Here is a 16,097-nt window from a genome sequence, read left to right as displayed (position 1 = left end):
TAGCCTGCAAGGGTGTTGTTCCGCTCGATCGCCGTGCTCACCGCCGCCAACATCATGAACAACAAGGTCGCCCCCCGCCTGGCGCCCCTGACCTCGGCCGCCGCGACCGCCGCTCTGGTCGCGATGGCTCGCCGGTCCGGCCTGTCATGGCAGGAGCTGGGGTTCGAGCATGGCCGCCGGGGCGCTCTGGCGGGAGGTGCCTTGGCGGCGGCGGTGGCGGCCGTTTACACCGTCGGCATCACCAACCCCCGCACCAGGCCGCTCTTCCGCGACGAGCGCGCCCTGTCGCTCTCGCGCGCCCGCGCCCTGGAGGAGGCCCTGCTCCAGGTCCCGATGGGCACTGTCCTGCTGGAGGAAGTGGGCTTCAGGGGCGCCCTGTACGCCATGCTGCGCCAGCGCCACGGCACGGTCGCCGCCACGGCGATCTCCTCGGCGCTGTTCGGGCTGTGGCACATCCTCCCGGCCATCGACATGGCCCGCGCCAACCCCGCACTCGGCGCCCTGACGGCCTCCGAGTCCCCCAGCCACCTCGACACCGCACGGGTGGTGGCGGGGAGCGTGGTGTCCACGGCGGCGGCGGGGGTCCTGTTCTGCGAGCTGCGCCGCCACGGCGGCCTCCTGACCCCGGCCATGCTGCACCTCGCCACCAACTCCCTCGGCTACCTCTTCGCCCGGATCGCCGCCAAGCGAAAGTAGGGCTTTGCTCCGGTTGGCTACACAAAGTGAGCAACGCACGGTGGATCTTTGATATGCCGGGCATGAGGGAGCTCCCTCGCCGGTGGAAGATCCTTCACCTTTCTCCTGGAGCGTTCCATACATGCCTCATCCTCATGCTTTAACGTCTCTCCGGCGCGCTCCTCGGGCTGGTGCCGAATGAGGAGTGTGTATATCAAGATCACATATTCTGATATACGATGGAGGCACGGAGGTGGTGCTGTATGCGTACGGTAATCGACATCGACAAGGACCTTCTGGAAGTCGCCCAGCAAGAATTGGGGACCTCGACCATGAAGGAGACGGTCAACGCGGCCCTCGAGGAGGTCGCCCAAAGGGCAAAGCTCCGCGAAGCGTTCGAGTACTGGCGCACCCGGGACAATACCGATCTTCTGGATCCGGAGATCATGAAGCATGCGTGGTAGCCACCGGCGTGGTCTACCTCATCGACAAGAGCGCGCTGGCGCGCATGCCGCACCCGGCGGTCCACCAGGCACTCGAACCGCTCATGCTCGATAAGATGCTGGCCATCTGCGAGGTCACGCAACTCGAGGTCCTCTACAGCGCGCGCAACCCGGAGGGCTACGAGCGCGACGCGTACTACCTGCGCGAGGGCTTCCGCCTCCTGTCCATCCACGAAAAGGAGGTGGCCACCCGGGCACTGGACGTTCAAGCGATGCTTGCCCGCAAGTCGCACCACCGGGCAGTCGGGCCGAACGACCTGCTGATCGCCGCCTGTGCGGAGGTGCACGGGGCGACGATCCTGCATTACGACCGCGACTTCGACGTCATCTCCGAAGTCACCGGGCAGCCCTCGCTCTGGGTCGTGCCCCCAGGGTCGGTGCCCTAGGCGCCCAGGACAGAGGTCAAGCCGTCGGGACGACCTGGAACCCCTCCGCGTAATGGCCGGCGGGGAAGCCGGCCTGTTCGGCCCAGGTGGCGAAGCGCGTCTTGACGAAGTCGATGAAGCCCTCCACATGGGAGATCTGGCTCACATGTGACTGCAAGGCCGCGAGCTTGCGGTCCATGGCCTCGGTGATGTCAACCCAATGGTTGGGTGTCAAGCCACCGGTCAGCCACACCTCGCGTACGGTCCACGCCTCCAGGCCCTCATCCTTGATCAGCTCAGGGAAGGCATAGGGGTTGCGGGCGTCCGGGTAGACGGCGTCCATGGCCGAGCCGCCCACCGCGCGATGGTCGGGGTGGCTGGGGGCGACGTGCTGGTAGTTGCGATCCGGGTGATGGGTGATGACCAGGTCCGGCCTGACCTGGCGGATAACGCGCGAGATGTCGCGCCTGAGCTCCAGCGAGGGCATCACCTGCCCGTCCGAATAGCCGAGGAAACGCACGTCCGTGACGCCGACCGCCTTGGCGGCGGTGCGCTGCTCGGTCCTGCGGAGCTCGGCCATGCCGGAATTGTCGAGAGTACGTTCGTTGCCGCCCGCATCACCGTCCGTGACCAGCAGGTACGTGACCTCGGCACCCCTGTCGACGAACAACGCCACGCTGCCCGCCGCTCCGAAATCGACGTCATCTGGGTGGGCGGTCACCACAAGGACCCTGTTGATCTCGGCTTCCGGCAGCATGGCTCCCCTTTCTGATGTTCCATGAAGGACAACCGCACGCCCCTCGGATGGCATTCCGGGCAACGATTGTCGGTGGGGCGTCTTAACCTAGGTACGTGCCCACCCAAGTCTCTGTAGACCACCCCCTGCTCGACGGCCTCAACCCGCAGCAGCGCGAGGCCGTGATCCATCATGGCAGTCCGCTGCTCATCGTGGCAGGGGCGGGATCCGGGAAGACGCGGGTGCTCACGCATCGCATCGCGTACCTGCTGGCCGAGCGCGACGTGCATCCGGGCGAGATCCTGGCGATCACGTTCACCAACAAGGCCGCCCGCGAGATGAAGGAGCGCATCGACAAGCTCGTCGGCCCACGGTCCAAGGCGATGTGGGTGATGACGTTCCACAGCGCCTGCATGCGCATCCTGCGGCGGGAGGCCAAGCGGCTGGGGTTCCCGTCGAGCTTCTCGATCTACGACCAGGCCGACTCGCAGCGGCTGATGGCGATGGTCTGCAGGGAGATGGAGCTCGACCCGAAGCGCTACCCGCCGCGCTCGTTCTCGGCCCAGGTCAGCAACTTCAAGAACGAGCTGATCGACTACGAGACCGCCCTCGACAAGGCGGGCTCGCACCTGGAGAAGACGCTCGCGCAGGCGTACAAGGCCTATCAGCTCAAGCTGACCGAGGCCGGCGCGATGGACTTCGACGACATCATCATGAACACGGTGACGTTGTTCCAGCTCTTCCCCGAGGTGGCCGAGCACTACCGGATGCGGTTCAGGCATGTGCTGGTGGACGAGTACCAGGACACCAACCACGCCCAATACATCCTGATCAGGGAGCTGGTCGGGCATCCCGAGCTGCGCACGACCGACGGCGAGCTGGTCCGGTCGGGCGGCGGCATGTCCGAGCTGTGCGTGGTGGGCGACGCCGACCAGTCCATTTACGCCTTCCGCGGCGCGACGATCCGCAACATCCTGGAGTTCGAGCGCGACTATCCGGATGCACGGACGATCCTGCTGGAGCAGAACTACCGCTCCACCCAGAACATCCTGGCCGCCGCCAACGCGGTCATCGCCCGCAACGAGTCGCGCAAGCCCAAGAACCTCTGGTCCGACCAGGGCGACGGGCCCAAGATCGTCGGTTACGTCGCCGACAACGAGCACGACGAGGCCATGTTCGTGGCCCAGGAGGTCGACCGGCTCAGCGACGAGGAAGGCGTCAAGCCGGGCGAGGTCGCCGTCTTCTACCGCACCAACGCCGCCTCCCGTGTGTTCGAGGAGATCTTCATCCGCACCGGGCTGCCGTACAAGGTGGTCGGGGGCGTGCGCTTCTACGAGCGCAAGGAGGTCAAGGACCTGCTGGCCTACCTGCGCGTGCTCGCCAACCCGGCCGACGTGGTGTCGCTGCGGCGCATCCTGAACGTGCCCAAGCGCGGCATCGGCGACCGCGCCGAGGCGATGATCGAGGCGCTGTCGTCGCGCGAGCGCATCTCGTTCTGGGACGCGCTGCGCCGGGCCGACGAGGCGTACGGGATGGCCACGCGCTCGCTCAACGCGGTACGCGAGTTCGTCGCGATGCTCGAGGAGCTCATCGCCAAGGGCGAGGGCATGCCGCCGTCGGCGCTGGCCGAGGAGGTGCTGGTGGCCACCGGCTACCGCGCCGAGCTGGAGGCGTCCGAAGATCCGCAGGACGAGTCGCGTCTGGAAAACCTCAACGAGCTCATCTCCGTCGCCTCCGAGTTCGAGGAGGCCAATCCGGAGGGGACGCTCGTGGAGTTCCTGGAGCAGGTGTCGCTCGTGGCCGACGCCGACCAGATCCCCGAGGCGGACGGAGGGCAGGGGGTCGTCACCCTGATGACCCTGCACACGGCCAAGGGGCTGGAGTTCCCGGTCGTCTTCCTGACGGCCATGGAGGACGGGGTGTTCCCGCACATCCGGTCGCTCGGGGAGCCCAAGGAGCTGGAGGAGGAGCGGCGGCTGGCATACGTCGGGATCACCCGGGCGCAGCAGCGGCTCTACATCACGCGGGCAGCCGTACGCAGCTCGTGGGGGGCGCCGTCGTTCAACCCGGCCTCGCGGTTCGTGAACGAGGTGCCGGTGCAGCTCATCGACTGGCGTACGGACCCGGAGAAGTCCGCCTGGAGCGCGGCCACCCGCCGGGAGCCCGCCGCCCGCCCCGCACCCGCCAAGAGCGGTGGGCGCAAGGTGCCCTCGCTGGCGCCTGGTGACCGGGTGACGCACGACGCGTTCGGGCTGGGCACGGTGGTGTCCGTGGACGGGGTGGCGGAGAAGACCAAGGTGAAGATCGACTTTGGCAGCGGCGGGGAAAAGACGCTGCTGCTGGCGTACGCCCCGCTCGAGAAGCTCTGACCTGTCATACCCCGCCCTCCCCGATGGGAAAGGGCGGGGCCGGCGGGATCAGCTCTTCAGGGCGCTGCCCTTCTTCCACTGGGTCCAGTTGAGCTGCCAGTAGCTCCAGCCGTTGTTCCACTGCAGCTTGCGCTTCGTACCGGTGATCTTGACGACGTCGCCGCGCTGGGCGATGCCGTAGAACCACTTGGCGCCGGCAGGAGTGGCGCGTACGCAGCCGTGGCTCTGGTTGGAGCGGCCGAGGAACTGGTAGTAGCCGGCGCTCTGGTGAACGTACTCACCGCTGTCGGAGATGCGGACCGCCCACGGGATCTCCTCCTTGTAGTAGCGCGGGTCCTTCGGGTCCGTCACGCCCATCCAGGAGGAGGTCATGGTCTCCATGGTCTTCTTGCCCATGGTGAGGTGGACGCCGCTGGTGGTGAGGTAGACGTCCACGCCGTTCCTCATCAGCCCGCCCCGGCCGGCGCTGATCGGGATCTTCTTGGTCAGCTTGCCGTCGCGGTACACCCTCATCTGGTGCTTGCCGGTGTTGACCACGGAGATGTTCTGCGTGCCCACGGCGAAGCGGCGCGAGACGTCCTTGGCACCGGTGTTGCCGGGGAGCTGCGACAGGCGGGCGGTGAAGAGCACCTTCTGGTGAGGCTTCCAGTACGTCTTCGTCCGGTAGATGACCTTGCGCGCCGACACCCAGCGCCAGGCGCCCTCGACCGGCTTGTCCGCCTGTACCTCCAGCAACTCCTCCACGGCCGCCTTGTCTTTGACGTCGCGGTCGAACGTGACGATGATCGGGAAGCCGACGCCTACCTTCTCGGACTTCTCCCCCATTGGGGTTATGTCGGCAATATCAAGCGTGACCTTCTTCACCGGCGCCGTGACGCCTGCCGCACCGACGGCTCTCACCGCCGGGGCTTGCGCTTGCGGGACGTGGACGCTCTCCGCCGCACAGGCCGTCAAAGCGGCCAATGCGACCAGGGCCGGCAGCATCCGGGGGACGCGATTCAAAGGGGCACTCCTGGACTATGTGTTTTTCTCCTTTATGTGTGACAACTGAGACGGGAGATTTGTAGGCGGATCAGCGATAACTATCCCGTAACGGTCCAACCTCCTCACGGATGACCAGCCACCCATAGGGGAATCGGCGGCGCCACACCATGCCGCGGCGGGGACGCGGCACGCACCGTGGGCGCGCGCGGCACGCCGCATGTCGGCGCAGCGCACAGGGCTAAGACGCACAACCGGAGCAGCGTCGCCGCGCACAGTGCACCACGGGCGGAAACGCGCGGCGCGGGGCACCGCACGAGGCACGGCACGGCATGGCGCGTGGTGGGGCGCGACACGGCGCGGGGGCGAGGCGGGTCGCGCAGCGGACGGAGCCCGGTGCGCGGCTGGGGGGCGATGAAGCGCGGGGAACCGGCGGGGCCTTGTTCCTGTGCAGCGGTGATCAGAAGCGCCCTGACGTTCTCGCCGATTTTCCGTGGCCAGGGCTTGACCTTGCCCCTGGGTCAAGCTTCGACGATATTCCGTATGAACAACAACGCACTGCACACCGTCGAAGCCCAGATCCGCGAGCAGATCGCCGCCCACTGCGAGTCCAACAACGTCCCCGGATTCGTCGCCGGCGTCTACCACGCCGGCGAGCAGATGGTCGTCGCCCACGGCACCGCGAACGTCGCCACCGGCGCACCGATGCTCGACGACACCGGATTCCTCTTCGGCTCCGTCACCAAGGTCCTGACCACCACGCTGGTCCTGCAGCAGGTCGACCGTGGACTGCTGGACCTGGACACGCCGGTGGTGAAGTACCTTCCCGAGTTCGGCCTGACCGCGCCAGGCGCGGCGGACAAGATCCTGGTCCGGCACCTGATCTCCCACACCAACGGCATCGACGCGGACCTGTTCTTCCCCGACGCCAAGGGCCGCGACGCTCTGAAGACCTACGTCACCGGCCTCGCGAGCAACTGCGGCACCCTGTTCGAACCCGGCGAGCAGCTCAGCTACTCCAACGGCGGCATGATCGTCGCAGGGCGCCTGCTGGAAGTGGTCACCGGCACGCCCTTCCCCGACCTGCTCGAGCGCGACATCTACGCATCCGTCGGCATGGAGAACTCCTGCACCTCAGCCGAGCAGGCCATCCTGCGCAGCACGGCCGTCGGCCACTTCCTGGACCCCGAGACCATGACGGCCAAGCCCACAGGCATGTTCATGCTGCCCGACACCTGGGGGCCGGCAGGCGGCACGCCGATCGGCACCATCGCCGACCTGCTCGCCTTCGGACGCACCCACCTGGCGGGCGGTGTGTCCCCATCCGGCACACGCGTCCTGTCGGCCGAGTCGACCGCGCTGATGCAGCAGACCTCGCACGACATGGCGACCCCAAACGTCCCGCCGATGGGCCTGGGTTGGGTGCGCTACCCGTTCGGCGACACGACCGTGCTCGCCATGTCCGGCGCGTCACCCGGCGGCGTGTCCATCCTGTGCGTAGTGCCCGAACACGACCTGGTCTTCACCGCCTTCGGCAACACCTCGGGGGCGATCATGTTGCAGGACGAGATCCTGCAGCGGCTCCTGAGCGAGTATCTCGGCGTCCAGATTCCCGCTCTGATCGCCGAGGTGGAGCAGGACGTCGACCTCACCCCATACGTGGGCACCTATCGCTCCAATCAGCTCCGTGTCGACGTCCGTATCGTCGAAGGCCAGCTTGAGGAGCAGACGACCTACGAACCGGCGGACGAATCGCAGGAGCAGATCTTCACCGCGTTCGCCGGCGGCATGATCTCAGCCCCGCCGCAGCGCTATGTGCCGATCCGGCCCGGCCTCTTCGCGCCCGCCGGATACCCGCTGGAGACGTTCAACGGATACCTGCGACTGCTGCTCGTCTCCTACCATGACATCCGCGATGGCCAAGCGCGCTTCCGCAACGGCGGCGGCCGCCTTACCCGACGGGCCTGACCGTACCGACTGACGGGCCGGGTGGAAGGATGGCCAGCATGATCACGATCGGACAGTTGGCGGACTACGCCGGAGTGACCATCAAAGCCATCCGCCACTATCACGAGCGCGGTCTGCTCCCCGAGCCCGGCCGCGACTCCTCCGGCTACCGGCGCTACACCGCCAAAGACGCCATCGACCTTGTCAAGATCAGGACCTTGGCCCATGCGGGCGTGCCACTGGCCCGCATCAAAGACCTTCTTGACGCGGGTCCCGACGCGCTCACGGCAGCCATCGCCGAGATCGACCACAACCTCCAAGACCGCATCGCGCAGCTGCAGCGGACCCGCGATCAACTCGCCCAGCTGCGCGGCGACGACCGGCTTTTCGTTTCCCCGGAAGTCGCCGACTATCTCGACGACCTGCGCGAACTGGGCGTCAGCGAACGCCAGATACACCTGGAACGCGACGGCTGGATCCTCATGCAAACCGCCTCACCCGAGGACGCCTCCCTCTGGATCGCCGAAAAACGCGAACTCATGGCCGATCCCGACTTCCGCGCCCTCTACCTCGAACATGACGCCGCCTACGACTGGTCGCCGAACGATCCTCGCCTGCCCGGCCTCGCCGACCGTACCCGGAACTGGTTCACCCATCACCACAGCCGATCCGAGACCCGCCCCGTCCACAATCCGACTATCGCGCGATTGGCCGAGCAATCCCAGCCCGGAGCCTCATCCCCAGCGTGGGACCGCCTTGCCCAACTGACGAAAGGCTAGCCTCGAATTTGCGCGCTGCTCGGTTGGGAGCCAACACTCGCGCCGACGTCTGTCGCTTGGACTGCGGACCCCAACGCGGAGGGTCACCTCAGCTGACGATCAAGTCTTCTGACCGGCGGCTCAGTGGCTCACTGCCCCTTCTCTCGTACGTGGTCCGCCCCCAAGCGGGGAGGGGAGTTAGACCAGGCGGCGGGCAGTGGCCCAGCGGGAGAGTTCGTGGCGGTTGGAGAGCTGGAGCTTGCGAAGGACCGACGAGACGTGGGTCTCCACGGTCTTGACCGAGATGAAGAGCTCCTTGGCGATCTCCTTGTACGCGTACCCGCGCGCGATCAACCGCAGCACCTCGCGTTCCCGCTGCGTCAGCGAGTCCAGCTCCGGATCGATGGACGGCGCCTCCGACGAGGCGAACGCGTCCAGGACGAACCCCGCCAGCCGCGGTGAGAAGACCGCGTCGCCCTCGGCCACCCGGCGGATGGCGTCCGTCAGCTCCTTGCCGCTGATGTTCTTGGTCACGTACCCCCGCGCCCCGCCCCGGATCACGCCGATGACGTCCTCGGCGGCGTCCGAGACCGACAGGGCGAGGAAGCGCACCTGGGAGCCCGAGCCCAGCACGCGGCGCAGCACCTCCTGGCCTCCGCCGCCAGGCATGTGCACGTCCAGCAGGACCACGTCGGGCTTGTGCTCGGCGATCGCCTTGACGGCCGTCTCCACGTCCTCGGCCTCGCCGACCACCTCGATCGAGTCGCCCAGTTCCGCGCGTACGCCCGAACGGAACAGCCGGTGATCGTCGACGATCAACACGCGCGTCATGCCTTCTCCACCTTCATCGTCAACATCACTTCCGTGCCCTCGCCCACCGAGGTGCGCACCCTGGCCACGCCCCCGTGACGCTCCATTCTCCCGATGATGGACTCTCTGATGCCCATCCTGTCGAGCGGCACCGCCTCGAGGTCGAAGCCCTTACCCCGATCCTTCACGAAAATCGTGACCTCTTCACCCTCCACTTCCGCATAGACGGAAATGGACGGACTCTCAGAGTATTTGGCCGCGTTGACCATCGCCTGCCGGGACGCCTTGAGTGTGGCGGCCAGCTTGCCCGCCGGGTCGAGGGCGATGTCGCCCACGCAGACGACCTCGATGGGCACCCCGTGCGCGTCCTCCTCCTCGGCCGCGATCCTGCGTACGGCGGCCGCCACCGTGGCGTCGGCGTCCTGGGCGGGCTGGTAGAGCCAGTTGCGCAGCTCGCGCTCCTGGGAGCGGGCCAGCCTGGTGACCTCGCGCGAGTCGTGGGCGACGCGCTGGATGAGCGTGAGCGTGTGCAGCACCGAGTCGTGCACCATGGCGGCCACCTCGGCCCGCTCCTCCTGCCTGATGCGCTCGCGCCGCTCCAGCTGCAGCTCTTTCCACAGACCGGCGAGCCAGGGTGCGGCGATGACCGCCAGGCCGCCGACCACCACGACGGTGAACAGCAGACCGGGCCTGGCCTGCGCCAGTTCGCCCTGGGCATACAGGAAGCCGGCCGCGCCGATCACCACGAGGGCCACGCCGAGCAGCGTGCGAACCCGGTTCTTCCCGATGCTCGTGGTGGCCCCGCGCACCCAGTTCTTGCGGCGTTCCGGGTCGGCCTGCTGCCAGAGGATCAACGCGCCGATGCCGCCCACGGCGACCGGCAACGTGCCGATCCCGCCCTTGGAGGCCCCCGTGAGCCAGCCGAAAGCGAACAGCGCCACCCCGATCGCGCTGAAGGCCGCGAGCTGGCTCCAGTCCCGCTGCGGCGGCTGTCCCTGGTACGGCTGCCGCGGCGTGACCATCCACAGCACGGCGTACGCCACCATGCCGACCCCGTCGACCACGCTGAGCAGCACGAACATCAGCCTGATCACCACGGGATCGAGCGAGAGCTGTGCCGCGAGCCCCTGGGCGACGCCGCCGAGCAGGCGGCCCTCCATAGGGCGCATCATGCGCCGGTAAGGCGCGTCGCCGGTCGGCTCGGCGAGAGTCTTCTGGTCAGCCATAACATGGCCATAGTCACATGTCCGGGGCACTGCGGGCATCAGGGAACAACCCCCGGGTCGGGTCAGGGGTGTCCCGGATGCGGGCACACCGCGCATAGGTCCACGATGGTTCCATGACAGAAGCTCCGCCCAGAGAACCGGCCGCCCCGCCCCGGGCGCTGCGACGCAGCAGCGAAGGGCGCTTCCTCATGGGCGTCTGCGCCGGTCTCGGGCGGCACACCGGCATCGACCCCGTGGTGTTCCGCGTGGGCTTCGTCGTGCTCCTGGTCGGCTCCGGCATCGGGCTGTTCCTCTACCTCGCGGCGTTCCTGCTGATGAAGGAGCCGAACGGCAAGCCGGGGATCATCGAGCAGTGGACGCGCCGCGACTTCGACGCCGAGGCCGTCATGGCGCTGCTGACGGCGGTGCTGGCGTTCGGGCTCGCGCTCAACCTGGCGACGGCCTGGCTCAGCACCGGCTCGCTGGTGGTGGGCGTCCTGCTCGCCGTCTCCCTGCTCGCCGCGCACTCGAGTGGAGTGGACCTGCTGGGGTTGGCCCGCTCGATGCCCGAACGCCTGAGCAGGAGACGCAGCACCCTTGCCGGCGCGGCTCCCCCCAGTGCCCCTCCCCCCAGTGCCTCTGGCTGGGCAGCGCCCCCGGTCAAGGGAGCCGAGCCGGTCCAGGAGCCCACCGCCTCGGAGCCGGTCCACCAAGCCGCCGTCCCGGAGACCGCAGTCCCGGAGCCGGTCCAGGGGCCGGTCCAGGAGCCGGTCGAGGAACGGACGCAGGAGCCGCCGGCCCGGGTGGACGAGGCCACCGAGCAGGCGCACGCAGCCGAAGCAAGAGCCGCCGAAGCAAGAGCTGCCGAAGACGCCAAGGCGACCGCCCAGCATCCCGTCCCGCCGTACCAGCCACAGCCCAAGACCCGCGTCGACTACGCCTCGCACGGCGAGCCCTTCGCGCCGAACGGCCCCTTCCGGCCGCTCGACCCGGCCAAAAGGTCCGGCTACTCGCCGTACGACCCCGTCCTGTACGGCCGCCCGGTCCCCAAGACGGAGCGGAAGCCGCGCCCGAGGTCGTTCATCGGCGGCATCACCATCCTGCTGGCATTCATCATTGGAGGGATCGTCGTGGCGGTCCAAGCCAGGTCGGCCGCCGGAGTGAGCCCGACCATCGTCGGCGGCGCCATGCTCATCACGATCGGCGCCGGACTGTTGATCGCCGCCTGGTGGGGGCGCGGCGCCGGTCTGGTGGCCTGGGGCACCATGGTCGCGCTCATCGTGGGCCTGGGCCTGTTGCTCGGCGGCGTGCCTCGGAACCTGGGCGATTCGGAATGGGTTCCGACGAGCGTGGCAGAGGCGGGCAGGCTGTACGACGTCGGCGTCGGCGACGGCAAGCTGGACCTGTCCGAGATGACGCTGGACCCGGGGACCACGGTGTCGTTCAAAGCGTCGGTGACAATGGGCGAGCTGGTGGTGATCGTGCCACCCACGGCACGGGTGGAGGTGCACGCCACCAACAAGGTCGGCGACATCAAGCTCGACCACTCGATCAAGGGCGGCGTGGACGTACGCTGCGACAAGGTCCTGGAGCCCGAGATCAAGCCGGACGGCAAGGTCTCCACCATCGTGCTCAAACTGAGGGGCGGCGTCGGCGACATGGAGGTGCGGCGTGCCGCATGAGGTGGAGCGGCCCCGGCGCCTGCACAGGACGGACTGGATGGCCCTGCTCAGCGGTGTGCTGTTCATTGTTCTGGGCATCTTGACTGTGACACACGCGATCACGGATTGGCTGGTTCTGATCGGGGTCTTGGTGCTGGGATTGGCGTTCGCGGGGCTGGTGGCGATCATCGCCAGGGTGTTCCGCGGTAAGTAACCCTTGACCGGGATAAACACCGGCGTAGGTTCGGGTGTGTCCGCCAATCCCCTGCTCCTGAGGGAGGACGTATGCCCCGAATCACCGTCACCGTCGACGGGATCAAGTACGAGGAGGACGTGGAGCCGCGGCTCCTTCTCGTCCATCTACTACGAGAACGGCTGGGCAAGACCGGCACACCGGTCGGCTGTGACACCAGCAACTGCGGCGCCTGCACGGTCATGCTCGACGGCAAGAGCGTCAAGAGCTGCTCCGTGCTCGCCGTGCAGGCCGACGGCTGCGACGTCGTCACGATCGAGGGCCTGGGCGTCAACGGGTCGATGCACCCGATGCAGCGGGCGTTCCACGAAGAGCACGCCCTGCAGTGCGGCTACTGCACGCCCGGCATGGTCATGGCCGCGATAGACCTGCTCAGGGACGATCCCGAGCCGTCGGAGGAGGCGATCAGGGAGGGCCTGGAAGGCAATCTCTGCCGCTGCACCGGCTACTGCAACATCGTCAAGGCCGTCCGCCGAGGCGCGCAGGAGATGGGGCAGGGGGTGACCACGTCATGAGCGAGATAGACGCCGGCATGGTCGCCGAGCAGATAGCGCAGAGCGATCAGATCAGCGAGCCGGCGGGCACGTCCGAGGTGGGCAGGCCGCGTCGGCGCAAGGAGGACGCGCGGCTGCTGACGGGGCGCACCCAGTGGACGGACAATCTCTCCCGCCCGGGCCTCCTGCACGTGATGTTCCTGCGCAGCCCGATGGCGCACGCGAGGATCACCAGGGTCGACGTGTCGGGGGCGCGCGAGCTGCCCGGGGTCGTGGCCGCGTTCAGCGGACAGGACTTCGCCGCCGAGCAGGGCAGCCTGCCGTGCGCGTGGCCGGTGAGCGAGGACATCGTGATCCCCGACCACCCGCCGATGGCGGTGTCCGAGGTCCGGTACGTCGGCGAGGCCGTGGCCTGCGTGGTCGCCACCGACCGCTACCGCGCGGCCGACGCCCTCGAGGCGATCGACGTCGAGTACGAGCCGTTGCCCGCGGTCCTCGACATGAACGAGGCGCTGGCGGCCGGCAGCCCGAAGGTGCACGAGGCGGGCAACAAGGCGTTCAGCGTCAAGATCAACTCTGGTGACATCGAGGCCGCGTTCAGGGACGCTCCCGTCGTCATCGACCGGACGTACCGGCAGCAGCGGCTCATCCCCAGCGCGATGGAGCCGCGGGCGGTGCTGGCCGACACCGACGGCGAGGCGTTCACCATCTGGTCGTCCACGCAGATCCCCCACGTCCTGCGGGTCATGCTGGCGGTGGTGACCGGCATCCCCGAGCACAAGATCCGCGTGATCGCCCCCGACGTGGGCGGCGGGTTCGGCTCGAAGCTGCAGGTCACCGCGGAAGAGGTGCTCTGCCTGCTGCTCGCACGCAAGCTCGGCAAGCCGGTCAAGTGGACCGAGTCCCGCTCCGAGGGCAACCTGACCGTGCACCACGGCCGCGACCAGATCCAGCACATCCGGCTGGCCGCCGACGCCGACGGGCGCATCCGCGGGCTCCAGGTCGATCTGCTGGCCGACATGGGCGCGTACCTGATGCTGGTGACGCCTGGCATCCCGATGCTCGGCGCGTCGATGTTCAACGCGATCTACAAGATGGACGCGTACGAGTTCGGCTGCACGGGCGTGTTCACCACCAAGATGCCCACGGACGCCTACCGGGGCGCGGGGCGTCCCGAGGCCACGTTCGGCATCGAGCGCGTGATGGACGAGCTGGCCGCCGAGCTGAAGATGGACCCGGTGGAGGTGCGCAGGCGCAACTGGATCAAGCACGACGAGTTCCCCTACACCACGATCTCGGGCCTGACGTACGACTCGGGCAATTACGAGGCGGCCACGGAGAAGGCACTGGCGCTGTTCGGCTACGACAAGCTGCGCGCGGAGCAGGCCGACCGGCGTGACAGGGGCGACCCGGTGCAGCTCGGCATCGGGGTCAGCACGTACACGGAGATGTGCGGCCTGGCGCCGTCGAGGATGCTGGGCGAGGCCAACTACGGCGCGGGCGGCTGGGAGCACGGCGCGGTGCGCATGCTGCCCACCGGCAAGGTCGAGGTCATCACCGGCACCTCGCCGCACGGGCAGGGGCACGTGACGTCGTGGAGCCAGATCGTGGCGGACGCGCTCGGCGTGCCGTTCGAGGACGTCACGGTGCTGCACGGCGACACGGCCATCGCGCACAAGGGCATGGACACGTACGGCTCCCGCTCGCTGGTCGTCGGCGGCGTGGCCATCGTGAAGGCCTGCGACAAGGTCAAGGAAAAGGCCCGCAAGCTGGCCGCGCACGTGCTGGAGTGCTCGCCCGACGACCTGGAGTTCCGGGCCGGGGCGTTCAAGGTGCGGGGCACGGACCAGCAGAAGACGATCCAGGAGCTGGCCTACGCCGCGTTCACGGCCCATGACCTGCCGGAGGGCGTGGAGGCGAGGCTCGACTCCGACGCCACGTTCGACCCGGAGAACTACTCCTTCCCGCACGGCACCCACCTGTGCGCGGCGGAGGTGGACACCGAGACGGGCATGGTCAAGATCCGCTCGTACGTGGCGGTGGACGACGTCGGCAAGGTCGTCAACCCGCTGATCGTCGAGGGCCAGGTGCACGGCGGCATCGCGCAGGGCATCGCGCAGGCGCTGTTCGAGGAGGCCGTCTACGACGCCGAGGGCAACCTGCTGACCACGACGATGGCCGACTACCTGCTGCCGTCGGCGGCGGACCTGCCGACGTTCAACCTCGACAGGACCGAGTCCCCGGCGACCAGCAACCCCTTGGGCGCCAAGGGTGTGGGCGAGGCGGGCACCATCGCCTCGACTCCGGCGGTCGTGAACGCCATCGTGGACGCCCTGCGCCCGCACGGCATCCACGACATCGAGATGCCGTGCACGCCCGAACGCGTCTGGCGGGCCCTAAAGGAACGGGCGCTGGAAGAACGGGCGCAGGAAGGAGTGCGGCCATGATCCCCGCGCAGTTCGACTACGTGCGTCCGGAATCGCTGGACGAGGCCTGCCAGGCACTCGCCTCCGACGAGGACGCCAAGGTGCTGGCGGGCGGGCAGTCGCTGCTGCCGCTGCTGCGGTTGCGGCTGGCCTACCCGTCGACGCTGGTCGACGTGGGCCGGCTGCCCGATCTGAAGGGCGTGCACGATCGCGGCGACCACGTCTTCATCGGCGCGATGACCACGCACGACGAGGTCGTGCGCTCGGGCGTCGTGCGCGCCGACTGCCCGCTGGTGGCGCTGGCCACCGCCACGGTGGCGGATCCGGCGATCAGGCACCGGGGCACGTTCGGCGGCTCGCTGGCCCACGCGGACCCGGCAGGCGACCTGCCCGCCGTGGTGCTGGCGCTGGACGGCGTGTTCGTGGCCAGGTCGGCGCAGGGCGAGCGGGAGATCCCGGCCGCGGAGTTCTTCGTCGACTACCTGGAGTCGTCGCTGGACGCCGGCGAGATCCTGGTCGGGGTGAAGATCCCGAAGCTGGGCGCGGAGTGGGGCTTCCACTACGAGAAGTTCCACAGGACCGCGCAGGCGTGGGCCATCGTCGGCGTGGCCGCCGCCGTCAAGCGCTCCAACGGGTCGATCGCCGAGGCCAGGATCGGGCTGACGAACATGGGCCCGACGCCGCTGCGCGCCCGCGCCACGGAGTCCGCCCTGGAGGGCGTGGAGCTGGGCGACCAGGTACGCCAGGCGTGCGAGGAGGCGGCGGCCGGCACCTCGCCCCCGGCCGACCTGCACGCCCAGCCCGACTACCGAAGACATCTGGCCAAGGTCCTGACCCACCGAGCGGTACGCACGGCGGCCGGATCACCCTGAGCCGGTAAGAGGGGGCGCCTCTTCCGGGGCGCCCCCGTCCAG

General features: G+C 68.3%; 15 protein-coding genes. 11 read left to right on the top strand and 4 right to left on the bottom strand.

The genetic code is table 11. The features are described 5' to 3' along the window. Positions 1 to 12 precede the first annotated feature (12 nt). The 3 genes from ACQPWU_RS06110 to ACQPWU_RS06100 all read left to right on the top strand — a co-directional run bounded on the left by ACQPWU_RS06110 (position 13) and on the right by ACQPWU_RS06100 (position 1,564). Positions 13 to 696 carry a lysostaphin resistance A-like protein gene (locus ACQPWU_RS06110; RefSeq protein WP_433437496.1) on the top strand — a complete coding sequence of 228 codons (684 nt, stop codon included), beginning with the start codon at positions 13 to 15 and terminating at the stop codon, positions 694 to 696. 242 nt (positions 697 to 938) lie between these two features. Then, a complete protein-coding gene (locus tag ACQPWU_RS06105; protein WP_433437494.1) occupies positions 939 to 1,139 on the top strand; it encodes a type II toxin-antitoxin system VapB family antitoxin in 201 nt (66 codons plus the stop codon). After that, entirely contained in the window at positions 1,133 to 1,564 is a 432-nt protein-coding gene (locus ACQPWU_RS06100) for a PIN domain nuclease (protein ID WP_433437493.1), read from the top strand. The genes ACQPWU_RS06105 and ACQPWU_RS06100 overlap by 7 nt, the downstream gene beginning before the upstream one ends. Positions 1,565 to 1,580: 16 nt before the next feature. Here ACQPWU_RS06100 and ACQPWU_RS06095 read toward each other — a convergent pair whose 3' ends face one another. After that, the gene (locus ACQPWU_RS06095) at positions 1,581 to 2,300 is read right to left on the bottom strand and encodes a PIG-L deacetylase family protein (RefSeq protein ID WP_433437491.1); all 720 of its coding nucleotides are present in this window, start codon (positions 2,298 to 2,300) and stop codon (positions 1,581 to 1,583) included. A 125-nt stretch (positions 2,301 to 2,425) separates the two neighbouring features. On the opposite strand from ACQPWU_RS06095, the gene pcrA reads away from it, so the two are divergent. Continuing rightward, the gene (gene pcrA / locus ACQPWU_RS06090) at positions 2,426 to 4,648 is read left to right on the top strand and encodes a DNA helicase PcrA (RefSeq protein ID WP_360682955.1); all 2,223 of its coding nucleotides are present in this window, start codon (positions 2,426 to 2,428) and stop codon (positions 4,646 to 4,648) included. A 48-nt stretch (positions 4,649 to 4,696) separates the two neighbouring features. Here pcrA and ACQPWU_RS06085 read toward each other — a convergent pair whose 3' ends face one another. After that, on the bottom strand, positions 4,697 to 5,650 hold the full coding sequence (locus ACQPWU_RS06085; RefSeq protein WP_433437490.1) for a L,D-transpeptidase: 954 nt from the start codon (positions 5,648 to 5,650) through the stop codon (positions 4,697 to 4,699). Positions 5,651 to 6,172: 522 nt separating this feature from the next. Between ACQPWU_RS06085 and ACQPWU_RS06080 the strand changes: the two genes are divergently transcribed. Continuing rightward, positions 6,173 to 7,597, top strand: a complete 1,425-nt coding sequence (locus tag ACQPWU_RS06080; RefSeq protein WP_433437489.1) for a serine hydrolase domain-containing protein — start codon at positions 6,173 to 6,175, stop codon at positions 7,595 to 7,597. Between the two features lie 38 nt (positions 7,598 to 7,635). Further along, the gene (locus ACQPWU_RS06075) at positions 7,636 to 8,355 is read left to right on the top strand and encodes a MerR family transcriptional regulator (protein ID WP_433437488.1); all 720 of its coding nucleotides are present in this window, start codon (positions 7,636 to 7,638) and stop codon (positions 8,353 to 8,355) included. Between the two features lie 177 nt (positions 8,356 to 8,532). Here ACQPWU_RS06075 and ACQPWU_RS06070 read toward each other — a convergent pair whose 3' ends face one another. Both ACQPWU_RS06070 and ACQPWU_RS06065 read right to left on the bottom strand, forming a co-directional pair. Continuing rightward, a complete protein-coding gene (locus tag ACQPWU_RS06070; protein WP_360682749.1) occupies positions 8,533 to 9,165 on the bottom strand; it encodes a response regulator transcription factor in 633 nt (210 codons plus the stop codon). Next, on the bottom strand, positions 9,162 to 10,370 hold the full coding sequence (locus tag ACQPWU_RS06065; RefSeq protein WP_433437486.1) for an ATP-binding protein: 1,209 nt from the start codon (positions 10,368 to 10,370) through the stop codon (positions 9,162 to 9,164). The genes ACQPWU_RS06070 and ACQPWU_RS06065 overlap by 4 nt, the downstream gene beginning before the upstream one ends. Positions 10,371 to 10,483: 113 nt before the next feature. On the opposite strand from ACQPWU_RS06065, the gene ACQPWU_RS06060 reads away from it, so the two are divergent. From ACQPWU_RS06060 to ACQPWU_RS06040, 5 genes are all read left to right on the top strand, one after another. Further along, on the top strand, positions 10,484 to 12,031 hold the full coding sequence (locus tag ACQPWU_RS06060; RefSeq protein ID WP_433437483.1) for a PspC domain-containing protein: 1,548 nt from the start codon (positions 10,484 to 10,486) through the stop codon (positions 12,029 to 12,031). Beyond that, positions 12,021 to 12,224, top strand: coding sequence for a hypothetical protein (locus tag ACQPWU_RS06055; protein WP_433437481.1), 204 nt, complete (start codon positions 12,021 to 12,023; stop codon positions 12,222 to 12,224). The genes ACQPWU_RS06060 and ACQPWU_RS06055 overlap by 11 nt, the downstream gene beginning before the upstream one ends. Before the next feature lie 71 nt (positions 12,225 to 12,295). Next, positions 12,296 to 12,778: a (2Fe-2S)-binding protein gene (locus ACQPWU_RS06050; protein WP_360682741.1), complete on the top strand. Its 483-nt coding sequence runs from the start codon at positions 12,296 to 12,298 to the stop codon at positions 12,776 to 12,778. 17 nt (positions 12,779 to 12,795) lie between these two features. Beyond that, positions 12,796 to 15,204: a xanthine dehydrogenase family protein molybdopterin-binding subunit gene (locus ACQPWU_RS06045; RefSeq protein ID WP_433445165.1), complete on the top strand. Its 2,409-nt coding sequence runs from the start codon at positions 12,796 to 12,798 to the stop codon at positions 15,202 to 15,204. Beyond that, positions 15,201 to 16,055 (top strand): FAD binding domain-containing protein, encoded by an 855-nt coding sequence (locus ACQPWU_RS06040; protein WP_433437479.1) that lies wholly within the window; start codon positions 15,201 to 15,203, stop codon positions 16,053 to 16,055. Before ACQPWU_RS06045 ends, ACQPWU_RS06040 begins: the two co-directional genes overlap by 4 nt. Positions 16,056 to 16,097: the final 42 nt, after the last annotated feature.

Origin of the sequence: Nonomuraea sp. CA-141351, from assembly GCF_050944675.1 — a bacterium.
Lineage (GTDB): Bacteria > Actinomycetota > Actinomycetes > Streptosporangiales > Streptosporangiaceae > Nonomuraea.
This window is presented reverse-complemented; position numbering and strand designations above follow the sequence as displayed.